This is a genomic window from Virgibacillus sp. 7505 (assembly GCF_002272135.1).
GTDB lineage: Bacteria > Bacillota > Bacilli > Bacillales > Amphibacillaceae > Terribacillus.
Genome location: NZ_NPBF01000027.1, coordinates 115727 through 130685, shown reverse-complemented (window position 1 = coordinate 130685; position 14959 = coordinate 115727). Strand labels below are relative to the sequence as shown.

Annotated in this window: 17 protein-coding genes; 6 read left to right on the top strand and 11 right to left on the bottom strand. The window is 43.5% G+C overall.

Features of this window, described 5'->3' with window-relative positions; genetic code table 11:
• Positions 1–50 precede the first annotated feature (50 nt).
• The gene (gene prpE, locus CHH91_RS12660) at positions 51–788 is read left to right on the top strand and encodes a bis(5'-nucleosyl)-tetraphosphatase PrpE (RefSeq protein WP_095223816.1); all 738 of its coding nucleotides are present in this window, start codon (positions 51–53) and stop codon (positions 786–788) included.
• Here the strand turns inward: prpE and CHH91_RS12655 are convergent.
• From CHH91_RS12655 to yjbM, 3 genes are read right to left on the bottom strand one after another with little or no spacing between them, the layout of a single operon-like run.
• The gene (locus CHH91_RS12655) at positions 777–1640 is read right to left on the bottom strand and encodes an RluA family pseudouridine synthase (RefSeq protein ID WP_095223815.1); all 864 of its coding nucleotides are present in this window, start codon (positions 1638–1640) and stop codon (positions 777–779) included. The two genes, prpE and CHH91_RS12655, sit on opposite strands and share 12 nt — an antisense overlap.
• 5 nt (positions 1641–1645) lie before the next feature.
• Positions 1646–2443, bottom strand: coding sequence for an NAD kinase (locus CHH91_RS12650; protein WP_038559402.1), 798 nt, complete (start codon positions 2441–2443; stop codon positions 1646–1648).
• 14 nt (positions 2444–2457) lie between these two features.
• On the bottom strand, positions 2458–3087 hold the full coding sequence (gene yjbM, locus CHH91_RS12645; RefSeq protein ID WP_095223814.1) for a GTP diphosphokinase: 630 nt from the start codon (positions 3085–3087) through the stop codon (positions 2458–2460).
• A 132-nt stretch (positions 3088–3219) separates the two neighbouring features.
• On the opposite strand from yjbM, the gene CHH91_RS12640 reads away from it, so the two are divergent.
• The 5 genes from CHH91_RS12640 (at position 3220) to CHH91_RS12620 (ending at position 6113) form a co-directional block, all read left to right on the top strand.
• Positions 3220–3798: a CYTH domain-containing protein gene (locus CHH91_RS12640; protein WP_095223813.1), complete on the top strand. Its 579-nt coding sequence runs from the start codon at positions 3220–3222 to the stop codon at positions 3796–3798.
• Between the two features lie 101 nt (positions 3799–3899).
• Positions 3900–4301, top strand: a complete 402-nt coding sequence (locus CHH91_RS12635) for a globin domain-containing protein (RefSeq protein WP_095223812.1) — start codon at positions 3900–3902, stop codon at positions 4299–4301.
• Positions 4298–5176: a ClpXP adapter SpxH family protein gene (locus CHH91_RS12630; RefSeq protein ID WP_095223811.1), complete on the top strand. Its 879-nt coding sequence runs from the start codon at positions 4298–4300 to the stop codon at positions 5174–5176. Before CHH91_RS12635 ends, CHH91_RS12630 begins: the two co-directional genes overlap by 4 nt.
• A 104-nt stretch (positions 5177–5280) precedes the next feature.
• Positions 5281–5691 carry a hypothetical protein gene (locus tag CHH91_RS12625; protein WP_095223810.1) on the top strand — a complete coding sequence of 137 codons (411 nt, stop codon included), beginning with the start codon at positions 5281–5283 and terminating at the stop codon, positions 5689–5691.
• Between the two features lie 236 nt (positions 5692–5927).
• Positions 5928–6113, top strand: coding sequence for a hypothetical protein (locus CHH91_RS12620; RefSeq protein WP_095223809.1), 186 nt, complete (start codon positions 5928–5930; stop codon positions 6111–6113).
• Positions 6114–6127: 14 nt separating this feature from the next.
• Here CHH91_RS12620 and pepF read toward each other — a convergent pair whose 3' ends face one another.
• The 8 genes from pepF to CHH91_RS12580 form a co-directional block, all read right to left on the bottom strand.
• Positions 6128–7939, bottom strand: a complete 1812-nt coding sequence (gene pepF, locus CHH91_RS12615; RefSeq protein WP_483372402.1) for an oligoendopeptidase F — start codon at positions 7937–7939, stop codon at positions 6128–6130.
• A gap of 140 nt (positions 7940–8079) precedes the next feature.
• Positions 8080–9186 (bottom strand): competence protein CoiA, encoded by a 1107-nt coding sequence (locus CHH91_RS12610; RefSeq protein ID WP_095223807.1) that lies wholly within the window; start codon positions 9184–9186, stop codon positions 8080–8082.
• Positions 9187–9294: 108 nt separating this feature from the next.
• The gene (mecA, locus tag CHH91_RS12605; protein WP_095223806.1) at positions 9295–9966 is read right to left on the bottom strand and encodes an adaptor protein MecA; all 672 of its coding nucleotides are present in this window, start codon (positions 9964–9966) and stop codon (positions 9295–9297) included.
• A 283-nt stretch (positions 9967–10249) separates the two neighbouring features.
• A complete protein-coding gene (spxA, locus tag CHH91_RS12600; RefSeq protein ID WP_038559379.1) occupies positions 10250–10645 on the bottom strand; it encodes a transcriptional regulator SpxA in 396 nt (131 codons plus the stop codon).
• A gap of 226 nt (positions 10646–10871) precedes the next feature.
• Positions 10872–11462 carry a GNAT family N-acetyltransferase gene (locus CHH91_RS12595; RefSeq protein ID WP_095223805.1) on the bottom strand — a complete coding sequence of 197 codons (591 nt, stop codon included), beginning with the start codon at positions 11460–11462 and terminating at the stop codon, positions 10872–10874.
• Positions 11463–11554: 92 nt separating this feature from the next.
• Positions 11555–12754, bottom strand: coding sequence for a putative glycoside hydrolase (locus tag CHH91_RS12590; RefSeq protein WP_286160777.1), 1200 nt, complete (start codon positions 12752–12754; stop codon positions 11555–11557).
• 199 nt (positions 12755–12953) lie between these two features.
• Positions 12954–13898, bottom strand: coding sequence for an ABC transporter ATP-binding protein (locus CHH91_RS12585; protein ID WP_095223804.1), 945 nt, complete (start codon positions 13896–13898; stop codon positions 12954–12956).
• Entirely contained in the window at positions 13898–14944 is a 1047-nt protein-coding gene (locus tag CHH91_RS12580; RefSeq protein ID WP_095223803.1) for an ABC transporter ATP-binding protein, read from the bottom strand. The genes CHH91_RS12585 and CHH91_RS12580 overlap by 1 nt, the downstream gene beginning before the upstream one ends.
• Positions 14945–14959: the final 15 nt, after the last annotated feature.

The window sequence follows — 14959 nt, the reverse complement described above, 5'->3', positions numbered from 1 at the left end:
AAGGGAAAGCTATTATAAGCTTTCCCTTTTTGTATATAGGAGTGATTGATATGAAAATAGATTTTATCGGAGATGTGCATGGCTGCTTGCCAGAGCTTTTCGAGCTATTCAATAAGTTAGGATATGACATAAAGGATGGTTTGCCTGTCCATCCAGAAAAATGCCGGCCATTTTTCATCGGAGATTTGACGGATCGCGGCCCCGATTCCTTAGGTGTAATTGAACTCGTTTACCGGCTTGTCGAAGAAGAGCTGGGATATTATGTACCAGGTAATCATTGTGATAAGCTTTACCGTTACCTGCGCGGTAATAACGTACAAGTGAAACATGGCTTGGAAACAACAGTAGCTGAACTACAGAATTGTGAACCGAATAAGCGCAGAAAGCTATCTAATATGTTCATGCAGCTTTACAAAAAAGCCCCTCTATACAAACAAATTCCGGAATTAGGCGTCGTGGCAGCACATGCTGGTATTAAAGAATCCTTAATCGGCAAGGAAGGAAAAAAAGTGAAAAGCTTTGTTCTTTATGGAGATACGACTGGTGAAATGGATGAACTTGGCCGTCCAGTCAGACTGGACTGGGCTAAGCATTATCATGGGGAAGACTGGATTATCTATGGCCATACCCCGGTTCTGGAAGCCCGCACCATTCATCATACTATCAATATCGATACAGGCTGTGTCTTCGGCAACAAGCTTACCGCCTGTCGCTTTCCAGAACAATCCCTGCATAGCGTCCCGTCCCTGCAGCCGTTCGTCGAAGAGAAATTCCGTTCATTCGATTGAAAAGTCATCCGGAACCGGTGAATGAAAGGTCAGTAAGCGTTTCGTAAATGGATGAATAAAGCGCAGCTGCTGGGAATGGAGCGCCTGTCGGCTGATGACACCCGTACCACCGCCATACAGTGTATCACCGGCGAGCGGATGTCCAAGTGATGCCATATGAACACGGATTTGATGCGTCCTTCCAGTAGCAAGCTTTATTTCAACTAGTGTATGATCAGCGAAGCTGGTCTGACGGCGAAAGTGAGTGACTGCTGTCTGTCCATCAGGCCGTACTTCCCGTTCAATGATCGAGCCTTCCTTCCTGCCGATCGGTTTGCTGATTGTCCCGGATGATTCTTCCATACTGCCCTCCACTAGCGCGACATATGACCGCTGTATTTTTCCTTGCTTTTGGTCTGCAGCCAAAAGCGTATGGGCATAGCGATGTTTTGCAACAAGCATCAGTCCCGAAGTATCGCGATCAAGCCTTGTCAGTATATGGACTGTATAAGCTAGCCCTTGTTTCTGATAATGCCAAAGCAAACCATTCGCAATCGTACCTGACGGCTGATTCATAGATGGAATCACTGCCACCCCTGGCTGCTTATCCAAGACTAATACGTGTTCGTCTTCAAATACAATAGGCAGCTCGAGCGGCTCTGCTTCCATATAAGCACCAGCTTCTTCCTGCGGCAGCTCCACTTCTAAGCTATCCCCTGCTTTCCCTGCATGCCAAAGAGGCGCCGGCTGCTGATTGAGCGTAACCAGCTGCGGCTCCTCTTTAAATGTCTTGAATAATCTTCTTGAAACTCCTTGCGACTTTAGGAAATCCTTGATGACGATTTCCTCCTGCAAGGTCCAGCTTAATTTCATAGCTTTTACCTCTTATCTGCAATAAATGAGTCATGTACCCGTTTCCAGAATGGGAACGGACGGAAACGCGCAAACCGAACGCGCTGCTTCGCAACGGAGCAAGTGATGGACTCGATATCCGAATGATTCTCTGTCATATGATCGATGGCGATCAGGAAACTCTTATCCAACGTCGGTCTTAGTGTGCATGGATGATGGCTCGGCAAAATGAGCGGAGAACCAATCGTCCGAAATACACGATTATTAATGGAAGCTAGTTCCGTCACTTGTATGGATGCCAAAGAAGGGTGAATGATAGCTCCATTCAGCGCCTTGTTATAGGCTGTACTTCCAGAAGGCGTTGAGATGACAAGGCCATCTCCTCGGAATGTCTCGAAATGCTCTCCTTTTATCGATACATCAAGCACAACCGAGCCATCTGGTGTTTTGACAGAGCATTCATTCAATGCCAAATGCTCGTCCACTCTGCCATCTTTATGGGTAATGGATATATCGAGCAAGGGATACTCTACGATATGGTACGGTTTATTGGCGATCTGCAGCAGCAGTTTCTCCAGCTCTTCCGGAACCCAGTCTGCGTAGAATCCTAGATGCCCCGTATGGATACCGATAAAAGCCGTACTGTCCAAGCGATGGACATATGTATGGAAATTTTCCAGGAAAGTCCCGTCTCCCCCGACGGATATCGCGAGCGCCGGCTCCTTATCATCGTACTCGAAATTGAAATGCGCAAGATGTTCGACAATTGTCTCTTTGATCGCATTCGACTTCTCATCTCCCCGTGATAAAACCGTATATTTCATCCCAGCTCACACCCCTATTTATGCTTTTTGATTTGCTGCTGATCGTGATAAATCCGCTGCGCTTCCTGCACTTCATCCCGGATTTTGGACATCTCTTCGTCCAGTCGGAATGCAGCTTCTGCCGCTGTTTTCAACCTTGTTTTCAATTCAGCCGGTATTTGGCCGTCATATTTATAATTGAGCGAATGCTCATTTGTCGCCCAGAAATTCATGGCAAGTGTCCTGATCTGGATTTCGGCTAGCACTTTCTTTTCGCCATGTATTGTCTCCACCGGATATTCGATGATCATATGATACGACCGGTAGCCGCTTTCCTTTGTTTCAACAATATAGTCAATTTCATTTACGATAGTAAAGTCATTTCGTGCTTTTAGCATGCCCACAACCGTATAGATATCATCGACGAACTGCGTCACGATTCTCAGACCGGCAATATCCTGGATTTCTTGATGTAATAGGTCTACCGTTACCTGCTTAGTAGCTGCCTTTTGAAGGATACTGCGTACTGGTTTTACCCGACCAGTGATGAATTCAATCGGAGAATGGCGCGATTCATTTTCGAATTGTGATCGCATTCCCTTCAGTTTCACTTTCAGTTCTTCTACTACCTGTACATATGGTGCTAAAAATACTTCCCAGTTCATGCTCTTCATAGCCCCTTTTCTTCCCAGCAGCGTCTAGTTGTTCCAGATGCATTATATCTGCTTTCAGTGTATCATAAAAGCAGCTTGGCATTACAATGGAATACAGCATATGTGCGCACAGGGGGTATCAGGATGCCGCAAGAAATCGAAATCGAGTTCAAGAACCTGCTTACTGAAGCAGAATTCAACAAATTATACGAAACGTTTGATATGGGAAACGCGCCTGAAATAAATCAGGTGAATCACTATTTTGAAACAAAGGATTTCCAGCTGAAGCAGCATGGTGCTGCACTGCGAATCAGAGAAAAGAACGGAAAATATCAATCCACATTGAAACAGCCGCAAGGAGAAGGTCTCCTGGAAACACATGACTATCTGACAGAGCAGGAAGCAAGTTTGTGGCTGCAAGGTCATATTACGCTCGGCCCTGAAATCAGTAAGCAGCTTCAGGAATTAGGTGTTTCTGCTGCTGAATTGACTTATGGCGGCTCTTTGGAAACTATCCGTCGGGAGCAGTCATATAATGATACAATCATCGTTCTTGATAAAAGTAAATACGGCGATATTATAGATTATGAATTGGAATTGGAAGCACATAGCTTTGCACATGGAGAGCATGTTTTCCGTACGGTCCTTAAAGAAAATGGCATTGTGAAACGCAAGACTCCGAACAAGATCCAGCGATTCTATGACAGCCTCCGAAACAGATAAGTTGCCCAACTTGGCAGGTGGCTGATAAAATAAATTTACAGTCAACCCCACGCGGGGCAGATGTTATGTTGATTGCTCTTTGCATAAGAAAGGAAGAATCAATGAATCAAGCTGAAACATTGTACGATGGTATTGGCGGACAAGCCATATTAGAGCAGCTGGTAGATGCTTTCTACCGACGCGTGGCAAAGCATCCAGATTTAAAGCCGATTTTCCCGGATGATCTGACGGAGACCCGCCGCAAACAAAAGCAGTTCCTGACACAATTCTTCGGCGGTCCGCCGCTCTATACAGAAGAGCACGGCCACCCGAAGCTAAGATACCGGCACCTCCCTTTCGAGATCACACCTACGCGCAAGGATGCATGGCTTTCCTGCATGGCAGCTGCCCTAGTGGAAACTGACATAGAGGAACCTTATAAAAGCATAATATATGAACGACTTGCGTTAACCGCACATCATATGATGAATACACCAGATGAAGAGAAAGGAGAATCGATATGAGCTGGGAATCTTCTAATTCAATACAGCAAAGGCCTGAGGATGACTGTGGCGGATTTTGCGGACTGTTTCCTTCCTCGAAGAAACCCGTGGAGATTTACGTTTTTATCGATCCGCTTTGCGAGGATTGCTGGTCACTCGAGCCTTTTCTCAAGAAACTTACAATGGAATATGGTCAATATTTCACTTTACGCCCGATACTGACAGGAGATTATCAGCCGCTCGTTCGTGAACGAAATGAGTGCAGCTACCCGAAAACGGTCCTGCAGCCGGATAACATCTTGTTAAATAATGCCGTGTCCTTCCCGTGGCGCACGTCACTGGCAATAAAAGCAGCGGAGCTGCAAGGAAGAAAAGCAGGTACCCGTTTCCTCCGTACTATCCAGGAGGCACTGTTCCTGAACAAGCAAGATATCACTGCAGATGAAATTCTGATTGAATGTGCTAAAATAGCTAAGCTCGATTTGGAAGAATTTCGTGAGGATATGTATTCTGCTTCCGCAAAAAAAGCATTCCAGTGCGATGTGAAGCTTTCAAAGGAACTGGAAATCGACGAATCCCCTTCCATTGTCTTCTTTAATGAGTCCGAGGAAGACTCCGGTATTAAAATTTCCGGCTTATATAGCTACGATGTGTATGTCAATGTCTTGCACCAGATGCTGCAGATAGATCCGCAGCCGGCAGCAAAACCGCCTGTGGAAGAATTCCTTTCCAGCTATAAATTTGTTGGCAGCAGGGAGATTTCATTGATTTATGATTGGACGAATGCGCAGACAGAAAAGGAAATGAAAAAGCTACAGCTGAAACAGATGGTAGAGCGCATCCCAATCAAACACGATACTTTTTGGAAATATAATATTACTTCGAAAGCTGAATAACTTATTGCTGCACTTATCCCTGACAGCCGCACTTTATGTGCGGCTGTTTTTCCTTTCCTTGAACTAGAAGTTGAAGAAAGATGTACAGAGGAGGGGTAAACCCAATGAAGCAGCATTACCTCTATTTAAATGGTTTGCAGCTAGCTTATCTTGATAACGGTATATTCACAGCCGACACCTCGATACGCTGTCTTACAATATTGAACAAGTACAGGATGAAAACCACTTCTTATACTACACAGAGAGCGCTTATGGAGCAAAAGACGGCTGCTGGCCATGTATCTCCAAGGGTATTAAAGCGTCGCAGGATTATGGAAAATGCGATTATACAGAAACCTATCGAAAAGTCACATGTTAACATTACTTATGCGCGGCCCCACTCCCCTATCTTATCGAAAGAAGTATGGAGAGAAAGGAAGCAGCTACGGACAGAAGCAGAAACCGGGCAATTTGATACATGCGGTCATAGCACCCATTTTGAGGATTTGGACAGCTTCCAAAAGTGGGAAGCATAACAAAAAGGCCTGCCTTTCGGCAGACCTTTTTGCATGTATAACTTCTACTGAGGGGATGGGAGAACAATAATCCAAACAAAGGGGACTTGTTTGTGATGTTTCTCACAAATATAATGTACCATATCACATTGATAGATGGCAACTATTATGTGCACAATTTCACAAAAAAGTCACAAGCTCACTTAGTCTAGTCTTTTCCAGGCCTGCATAAAGTGATGATAGTCGGAGGTGGTACAATGAAAGGAATCGGAATCCTGTTGATCGCCTGGGTCATCTTTGCTTTATGTTTCAATATTCTCGGTATGCTGCATTTCGTTTCCTTGGCGATTACGTTGCCTTTGTTATTTTTATCCTTACTGGCTGCATGTTTTTTCTTTACAAGAAGAAGAACATTCAAAGGCATGAAAAAACCGACGCGTTAGCGTCGGCTTTCTTTTTACTTCTGCAATAGTTTTTCCATTTCGTCAAGCTTCGCCTCGAATACATCAAGTGCAGAAAGAATAGTTTGTTTATCTGTCATATCTACTCCAGCAGACTTCAGTACCTCAATTGGATAATCGCTGCTTCCAGCCTTCAAGAAACCTACATATTTTTCGACAGCAGGCTCTCCCTCTTCAAGGATCTTAGCTGATAGTGCAGTAGCAGCTGCGTAGCCTGTAGCGTATTGATACACATAGTAATTGTAATAGAAATGAGGAATACGTGCCCATTCCAATCCAATTTCCTCATCGATAGTCAAACCATCACCAAAGTATTTCTTATTCAAATCATAATACATGGATGTCAGATTCTCGGCTGTGAGCACTTCGCCGTCCTGCTGATGCTTATGAATCATATGCTCAAATTCAGCAAACATAGTTTGACGGAAAACTGTGCCGCGGAAGCCCTCGAGGAAGTGATTCAGCAAATACAGCTTCTCCTGCTCATCATCCACATTATTGATCATATATTCATTCAGCAAAGCTTCATTGCATGTAGATGCAACCTCAGCAACAAAGATGGAATAGTTACCATATCGGTATGGCTGATTTTTGCGTGTATAATAGCTATGGACCGAATGACCGAATTCATGAGCCAAAGTGAACAGATTGTTGACGTTATCCTGCCAGTTCATCAGGATATAAGGATTTGTGCCATATGCGCCAGATGAGTAGGCACCACTGCGTTTACCTTTATTCTCCTCCACATCAACCCAGCGGTTCTCGAAGCCTTCCTTCAGGATAGACTGATATTCCTCACCTAATGGCTCGAGTCCTTTAAGGACATAATCCTTCGCTTCGTCATATGTCACCTTCATGTCGACATCTTTCACTAGCGGCGTATAAAGATCATACATATGCAAATCGTCAATGCCCAACACCTTCTTGCGGAGTTCCACATAACGGTGCAGCAGTGGTAAACGCTCATTGACTGCATCTACGAGGTTATCATAAACCTGTTCTGGAATTTTATTATTATCCAGTGCAGACTGACGTGCTGACTCATAATTCCTTACTTTTGCGTAGAAGTTATTCTTCTTCACTGTACCTGAAAGAGTAGAGGCAAAAGTATTGCGGAATTGACCGAAAGTATCGTACATGGACTTGAATGCATCCCGGCGTACACGCTGATCTTTCGACTCCAGGAATGTGACATAACGACCGTGTGTCACATCCACTTCTTCCCCTTCTTCATTCTTGATGCTTGGGAAAGTCAAATCGGCGTTGTTAAGCATACCGAATGTAGCAGAGCCATTATCGGTAACTTCGGAAGCCTGTGCAAGTAATGTCTCTTCCTTTTCAGACAGCACATGCGCACGCTGACGGCTTATTTCGTTCAGGGTATGCTCGTACACCTTAAGATCATCGTTCTCTTTCAGGAACGATTGGATACGGCTCTCGTCAATTGCAAGTAATTCCGGAACAATATAGCTCATTTTGCTTGAGATCTGCGTAATCAATAGCTCCGCCTTTGATTGCAGTGCCTGATAATGCCCGTTCGTCGTATCCTGGTCATAACGCATATGTGCGTATGTATAAAGCTTGCCGATACGCTCAGACAGCTCATCCTGCAGCTTGAACATCTCATACAAAGTGTCTGCGGACTCATCAAGCTTGCCTTGGAACGCTGAGATTTTATCTCCGTCCTCAGCCAATGATTTACGCTCTTCCTCCCACAGTTCATCTGTCGCAAATATATTTTCAAGGTTCCACGTTTTTTCTACTGGTACCTCACTTCGTTTTGGTAAAGATTTAGCTGATTTTGACACGAACATCCTCCTCCAATGCTGCTTACCTATTTCTGTTCCAATTAACTATTTCGTATAGTAGCCGGGAAAATCCTTCAACTATAAGCATTTTCTCTCTTATATTATATATAAAAGCAAGAGAATCATGCGAAGAATTTACCTCAAAATAGAGATAATACCTTTTTCTTCACGAAGGTATCAGCATTAATTTGCTCAAACCATCCGAGCTGGCATAGACGCTGCATATACGATTCCGCCGGATGCGTACTGATAGGCACGGCAAAAGGTATTGTAACGGCTTCCCATTTCCTGCAGGCATACTTCAGCCGATTGAGAGATACGCTTTCCATGACAGATATTTGATCTAATTGCTCAAGCCACAAATCCGTCTGCCAAATATATGGCGTTACAGACATCTGATATTGAGTTTCAACAGGCTGTAAAACAGACAGCGGTATATCTTGAAGAAGCAACCCTGCTTCATACAAGCGCATCACCCAGCGTTTAATAGAAGCAGGAGCATATGTGAGCGGCCTCGCTACCGCTCTTGCTTGGATACTTTGCCACATCTTATGTGTTTCTCCAACATTTTGAGGGAGAACTTGGAATAAATGAGGAAAGAGTAAATTAGAAAGAGGGCGGAAAAAGAACTGACCAACTGTCTGTTTTTTTCCAGTGAGGAGAATGTGTTGGACGTTACAAAATGTTTTACTGTCCGAGCAATAATATAACATCTGCAATGGCATGTTCTGCTTATATTGGGTCAAGAAGCGCTGTTCCCTTTTTGGCAAGTCGAGCATATAAGCAGATGTACGATTCAACCTGTTTCCGCCCAGGATCCATATAGGCATTACTCCATTACGTTCGTATGTCTCATTGCGCCGCAGCAGCTCTTCATCCGATATGGCTGCACATTGATATTCTATTGCCAGCTCTTTTCCTCCAGCGGTACGAAGCAGCAAGTCTGGGCGTCTAGCGGAATCTTTAAGACATTGCTCCAATTTAACAGTGTAGCCTTGCTTAGTAAGCCAACGGAACAGCTGGAGCTTACCTCGCATATGGTATAAACTTTCCCCGGTTCTATTCAGCTCGCAATCGTGGATTTGCTCATGGGCAAAATGAGGAATCAATTTCTTGCCAGCCCTTATGATGACTGACTTTCTGCAGGCAGGACAGAGAAAACGCTGCTTTTTGAAATCATGGATTTGCTCTTTACGATGTGCAGCAAGCAGGATTAATCTTCCATCCTCCAACTGCGCCTGCAACATAGCTATCACCTCCTTGAGGCTAGTATATATCAGGAAACATTCAGTGCTGGTAAACTAATCAAAAAAGCAATTTTAAGCACAAAAAAATAGACATTCTGTAATGAATGTCTATTTACGAGGGAAGTATTGCTTCACGTTAGTAAGTGCGTCTTCAGCGAATATCACCTTGCCGTATTCTTCCAATCGATAAATCGTTGTTTGGGAATCATAGCCGAATTCAAGTATCTGACTTAGAACATCTTCCTGCTCATCATCTCCAAGTACCGAATCATCGAATTCCACATAAAGCATGTATCTGTCTTTATAATGGAATAATCTGTTCTCTATGCCATACGTCTCTTCGAAGTAGTGGCTGAGCTGAATGACGTCCTCAAAGTCTCGGAATTGAATGACGAAGGACAACTCCTCCTCATCCTCTTCTTCTCCATCTTGCTGATGTGAGCCGAATTTCTCTTCCAGAACAGATTCGACTTTTTCCTCTACAGAGGATTGGATCGTTTTATCATCCACATTCAGCTCTAAGCTTTCTCCATCTTTTGATAGCTGAGCCTTTGTTACGACGATTTCCAATCCTTTATCCATGGCCTGCACTTGAATCCAAAGCGGACCATCAACGCTGAAGTCTTCTTTATAATTGACTTCATCCATCATCTGCCAGAACAATTGCTCACTTCTTTCACGGTTATACCAGATATCTTCTTTATCGAAGCCGCGATCTTCAATATCTATATAAGATATATAAAATTTGATTGTATTCTCATTTATTCTTTCTATTTCCATGGTTTTCTCTCCCTCCAGTAAAGTGGCAGGTGAAAAACGCCCTCTTGCCTTTACACTTCCCGTATTCCCTTACCCTCAATCTAACTTTTTCTGTGTGTATTTCTATTTTATGATAAATCCTTCCGTATGGAAAACAGAAAGGCTTAATATTGCCGAAAAAAGGCGAATGACCTTAGAAGGATTCTGTCCATTGTAGCGCATTTCAGATAATTTGTCATCCAAGGGCAGCTGGAAAGAAAAAGGACGCAGATCCAATGGATCTGCGTCCTTTGTTTGTATAAGGTCAGTTGACCATACGCTGTGCTTCACGCAACTGGAAAGTACGCACGGTTCTTGGCAAGAAGCGGCGAATTTCATCCTCGTTATAGCCTACCTGCAAACGTTTCTCATCAAGGATGATTGGACGTCGCAAAAGACCTGGGTTTTCTTGAATCAAGCTATATAACTTCTTCAATGGTAATTGATCTAAGTTCATATTTAGGCTTTGGAAAACCTTCGAGCGAGTAGAGATGATTTCATCTGTACCATCTTCTGTCATACGCAGGATTTCCTTGATTTCATCAAGTGATAATGTCTCGGAGAAGATGTTCCTCTCTGTGAACGGAATATCGTGCTCTTCTAACCAAGCTTTAGCTTTGCGGCAAGATGTACAACTTGGTGAGGTATAAAGTGTTACCATTAAACTTCACTCCTCAATACAGAATATGTTTCTATTTCTTTGCCCATGGAAAGATTTTATTTAAAATAATTTTAATTTAATCTCTCTATGTACAAGTATACTACAGTGGTCAAGTTATTAAAAGACTTCCTGAAAGATACCACAGTTTTTACACAAATATACGTATGCAACGTTGTTATGGTTCCTGTTTACCCTGCCTGCAGGGTTTGAAACCCATTTTAATAATTTATTTCTCATTTTCTTTCAACGTATCAAAAATACTATCCTTTGATGCATCCTTTGAAAATGTCAGCACTTCATCCGATGTCTGATAGGCCTCACCATACAGCTGTTTATCCTTGTACGTATGAATCAGTTCGTACATGTCCCGCATTGCGTCAAATATCTCCTCCTCTGTTTCCCCATTAGGCGCCCAATAGAGGATTTCCATTGGATTCTCCTCAGCTGTGGCAAGGGAACGACGGTTATATCCAATCGTCTGGGCATGCTGGAACCCTTGTCTTTCATAGAAACGGAGACGTTTCTCGGAATCTGTATCATCATACTGAAGTGGCTCCACCTCCAGCAAAATCGGCTTTCCACGTTTCTTCAGTTTATCAATCAGCTTACCTCCAATGCCTTTTCCGCGCGTTTTGGCGGAGACATACACATAGTCAATAAATAGAAAATGGTCGAACTCTGCATACATCAGGACATGATCAGCACTCTCATCCTTGAAATATACATCTGCTTTTTCTTTCAGGAGCAATTCCATATGCTCCTTCGATTTCATTTCTTCTATCGGAAAATATTTGCTTAATTTCTCATACCAATTCATAAGGCATCTCCTTCAGCGGCGTGATAACATAGTTATACCCGCGAACACTCTCCATAAACAAAACAGCCTCCCAAAAGGGAGGCTGTTCCGGATCATGGTGTGAAATCGACACCTTCTGTATAGTTATTTGCAGCATTCCAAATGAGAAATTCGTCGATTCCATTCTCATTTAGCGCACGGATTTGATCTTCTACTTCTTGCTTGCCATATTGTTTCGAAGATACCCATGGCGCTTCAAAGTCCTGAATCCACGGTCTTGATACTGGTTTATTCTCAAGCTTACCTAATACATCATTCTCTACTTTGGCATATTCAGCCGTTAATTCATACGGATGGTCATTCGGAACATCCAATCCAAAATAAGACGTCCAGTGGCTCGGATATATCATCGACGAAATGACATCGACATTGGACGATATTTTGGAGAAGTTCTGACCGATTCCTGGTGCTTCATCCAAAGTTGCAGCGTAGCCGAATATATCAACTGATGTCTGCACATCATAGTTGGATAATTCCTCTCTTGCATAAGCTACAAAATCAGTAACGGCATTGACACGCTTCTGTACATTATCCGTTTTTTCATCGGTGTAATCCCCCAGATCATACTGCAGTTCATCGTCCTTTGTTTCAAATCCTTCCGGGAAACGGACATAATCAAACTGAATCTCCTGGAAGCCCATCATAGCTGCTTCTTTTGCCAGCTCGACATTGTATTCCCATACTTCATGCTGGAATGGGCTGACAAATGCTTCCCCTCGTCCGTTTTTCCATACGCTGCCGTCCGCGTTGCGGAAGGAAAGCTCTGGCTTCTTCTCGGCTAATAACGTATCTTTGAACACCACGATACGCGCAATCGGGTAGATCTTATGCTTTTCTAATTCCTCCAGCATCTTTTGCGGATCGTCTATGTAATTTTGTGCTATGTCATAATATGGTGATTTTTCATCAGGCGTGTATGTAATGTTTCCATGATCGTCTTTGATATCGATGACCATTGCATTAAGATCTGTCTCGTCCACCATCTTCACTAAACTGTCGAATTTTGCTCCCCCTGCACTAGGTCCAGTAACATATATACCTCTGACAGCATCGGGATATTCAAAGGATAAATCGGATGAATATGTAAATCGTTTCATCACCTGCGGTACTTCATACGTATCTACAGTCGAGGAGCGGGCAGTAAGCTGCTTTCCTTCCAATTGTTCCCCTTCATCAGCTGCGAAGACAGCTGTGGGCATTAGCGCTGTAAAAGCAAGTGCAGCCGTCATCATCGACTTTTTAAAATTTCCCATTCTATCAATCTCCTATTTGGTAGTTAATATCATTATAAGGGAGTTATTTGGAAGATGAAACCGGTTTTACCAAGTCCCTTGCGAAATCGCCAAGTTTATGTCGGATTATACCCCCTCTTCCTACTTATCCTAATTTTTCATATAGCAAACCTAATACAGCACAAAAAAAACCCGCAGTCATTGGCTGCGGGTTTGATTATTAATTTGTAACTGGATTTTGTTTTTCTTTTTTGTATTCCTCAAATTCTTTGGAGGTGCACAATACCCAATGTCTTGGGCTGATTTCACGGAATTCCGGCTCTTCACTTGTATCATGCTGACTTGGATCATAAACGATACGTTTACGATTGCGCTCGTAAATTGGATCTGGAAGCGGAATCGCGGAAAGAAGAGAGCGTGTATATGGATGCACCGGATTCTTATAAAGCTCCTCAGCATCAGCAAGCTCAACTAACTTACCGAAGTACATAACACCGATACGATCACTGATGTATTTAACCATGGAAAGGTCATGGGCGATGAACAGGTAAGTGAGGCCTTTTTCCTTCTGCAGCTGCTTCATCAAGTTGACCACCTGTGCCTGAATCGATACATCAAGTGCTGAAATCGGCTCATCGGCAATGATGAATTCCGGGTCCACTGCCAAGGCACGGGCGATTCCAAGACGCTGACGCTGACCGCCACTGAATTCATGCGGATAACGGTTAGCGTGTTCTTTGTTCAAACCAACTGTTTCAAGCAATTCGTACACTTTTGCTTTTCGTTCTTCGGCATTCTTTGCCAAGCCATGAATATCGATACCTTCTGCAATGATATCCATAACTGTCATACGCGGGTTGAGGGAAGAATACGGATCCTGGAAGATCATCTGCATCTGACGGTTGAATTTCTTCAACTCAGACTTATTTTTCTTTCCTTGGACGTTTTCTCCTTTGAAAAGCACTTCACCATCTGTGGAGTTGTACAGACGGATGATGGAGCGGCCAGTTGTGGATTTACCACAGCCTGATTCGCCTACAAGTCCGAATGTTTCTCCTTTATAAATATCAAACGTCAATCCATCTACTGCTTTGACGACGTTATTTCTTCCAAGTTTGAAATGCTGCTTCAGATTTTTGATCTCAAGTAATTTTTCCTGACTCATTATCGCGTCGCCTCCTCAGAATGTTCCATTGACTCGATTCGCTTCTTGACTGACTCAGGCGGCTCGACTTTCGGTGCGTCTTCATGCAATAGCCATGTTGCTGCATAATGCGTATCAGACACTTTGAACATTGGCGGCTCCTCAACAAAGTCAATTTCGAGCGCGAACTTATTACGCGCTGCAAAGGCATCCCCTTTTGGAGGTGCAATCAAATCAGGTGGTGTACCTGGAATCGCGAACAGTTCCTCTTCATCACTCTCAAGTGTCGGCATGGAACCGAGCAGACCCCATGTGTATGGGTGCTTCGGATTATAGAACACTTCATCAACTGTACCAACTTCAACAATCTTACCAGCATACATAACCGCTACCCGGTCTGCCACATTAGCAACAACTCCAAGGTCATGGGTAATGAAGATGATGGAAGTATCTACTTTCTTCTGAATGTCTTTCATTAACTCTAAGATCTGGGCTTGAATCGTTACATCCAATGCAGTTGTCGGTTCATCAGCAATCAATACCCGAGGATTACATGCAAGCGCAATTGCGATTACGACACGCTGACGCATACCGCCTGAGAACTGATGCGGATATTGCTTCATCCGCGCTTCAGGATTCGGAATTTGTACTAAATTCATCAGCTCGATCGCTTTCTCACGAGCTTCTGTTTTGCCCATATTTTGATGCTTGATCAAACCTTCCATAATTTGTGTTCCGACTTTCATAGTCGGGTTTAAGGAAGTCATAGGATCCTGGAAAATCATCGAAATATCCTTTCCGCGGATCTTTTGAAGTTCTGATTCTTTCAATTTCGTAATATCTTTATTGTCGAAGGCAATGCTGCCTTCTTTTACAAAACCATGAGGCTTAGGGAGCAAACCCATAAGCGTTTTAGTTGTTACAGATTTTCCTGATCCAGACTCACCTACGATTGCGAGGGTTTCCCCTTTGTGAAGATCGAAGGTAACTCCGCGAACCGCTTGTACCTCTCCCCCATGTGTTTTGAAGGAGACTTTCAAATCTTTCACTTCAAGAATTTTTTCCATCTCGGTTCACCGCCT

Coding starts and splice junctions, on each gene's coding strand:
- CHH91_RS12650 (WP_038559402.1), bottom strand. CDS start 2,443: ATGAAATATACGGTTTTATCACGGGGAGATGAGAAGTCGAATGCGATC.
- spxA (WP_038559379.1), bottom strand. CDS start 10,645: ATGGTAACACTTTATACCTCACCAAGTTGTACATCTTGCCGCAAAGCT.
- prpE (WP_095223816.1), top strand. CDS start 51: ATGAAAATAGATTTTATCGGAGATGTGCATGGCTGCTTGCCAGAGCTT.
- CHH91_RS12620 (WP_095223809.1), top strand. CDS start 5,928: ATGAAAGGAATCGGAATCCTGTTGATCGCCTGGGTCATCTTTGCTTTA.
- mecA (WP_095223806.1), bottom strand. CDS start 9,966: ATGGAAATAGAAAGAATAAATGAGAATACAATCAAATTTTATATATCT.
- CHH91_RS12635 (WP_095223812.1), top strand. CDS start 3,900: ATGAATCAAGCTGAAACATTGTACGATGGTATTGGCGGACAAGCCATA.
- CHH91_RS12610 (WP_095223807.1), bottom strand. CDS start 9,186: ATGTTGCAGGCGCAGTTGGAGGATGGAAGATTAATCCTGCTTGCTGCA.
- CHH91_RS12630 (WP_095223811.1), top strand. CDS start 4,298: ATGAGCTGGGAATCTTCTAATTCAATACAGCAAAGGCCTGAGGATGAC.
- CHH91_RS12580 (WP_095223803.1), bottom strand. CDS start 14,944: ATGGAAAAAATTCTTGAAGTGAAAGATTTGAAAGTCTCCTTCAAAACA.
- CHH91_RS12585 (WP_095223804.1), bottom strand. CDS start 13,898: ATGAGTCAGGAAAAATTACTTGAGATCAAAAATCTGAAGCAGCATTTC.
- CHH91_RS12640 (WP_095223813.1), top strand. CDS start 3,220: ATGCCGCAAGAAATCGAAATCGAGTTCAAGAACCTGCTTACTGAAGCA.
- CHH91_RS12655 (WP_095223815.1), bottom strand. CDS start 1,640: ATGAAATTAAGCTGGACCTTGCAGGAGGAAATCGTCATCAAGGATTTC.
- CHH91_RS12590 (WP_286160777.1), bottom strand. CDS start 12,754: ATGGGAAATTTTAAAAAGTCGATGATGACGGCTGCACTTGCTTTTACA.
- CHH91_RS12625 (WP_095223810.1), top strand. CDS start 5,281: ATGAAGCAGCATTACCTCTATTTAAATGGTTTGCAGCTAGCTTATCTT.
- yjbM (WP_095223814.1), bottom strand. CDS start 3,087: ATGAACTGGGAAGTATTTTTAGCACCATATGTACAGGTAGTAGAAGAA.
- CHH91_RS12595 (WP_095223805.1), bottom strand. CDS start 11,462: ATGAATTGGTATGAGAAATTAAGCAAATATTTTCCGATAGAAGAAATG.